Annotated in this window: 1 protein-coding gene; it reads right to left on the reverse strand. The window is 70.2% G+C overall.

The window, feature by feature from the left end:
* A partial coding sequence (locus KYY02_RS33775) for an acyltransferase domain-containing protein (protein ID WP_371244919.1) occupies positions 1–409 on the reverse strand: 409 nt, incomplete at both ends.

Consider the following 409-nt stretch of genomic DNA (forward strand, 5'->3'; position numbering starts at 1 on the left):
GCGGACAGCGTCCCGCCCGGACCGATCTCCAGGAACACATCCACGCCCTGCTCGCGCAGCGCGACGACCGCGTCATGGAAGCGCACGGACTCGCGCACATGCCGCACCCAGTACTCCACCGAGGCCAACTCCTCGGCCCTCACCTGAGCACCGGTCAGCGTGGACACGATCGGAACCACGGGCTCGCCGAACTCGACCTCCTCCAGCACCCGGCGGAAGTCGTCCAGCATCGGCTCCATCAGCGGCGAGTGGAACGCGTGGCTGACCTTCAGACGCGAGACCTTCCGGCCCTGCGCACGCCACCGCTCCGCCACCGCCTCCACATCGGCCACGGCACCGGAGACGACCACGGACGACGGGCCGTTGACCGCCGCGATACCCACCGTCTCCGGCAGGTCCGCCGTGACCT

The sequence above is a fragment of the Streptomyces pimonensis genome, assembly GCF_041380215.1.
In the GTDB taxonomy this organism is placed as follows: domain Bacteria; phylum Actinomycetota; class Actinomycetes; order Streptomycetales; family Streptomycetaceae; genus Streptomyces; species Streptomyces pimonensis.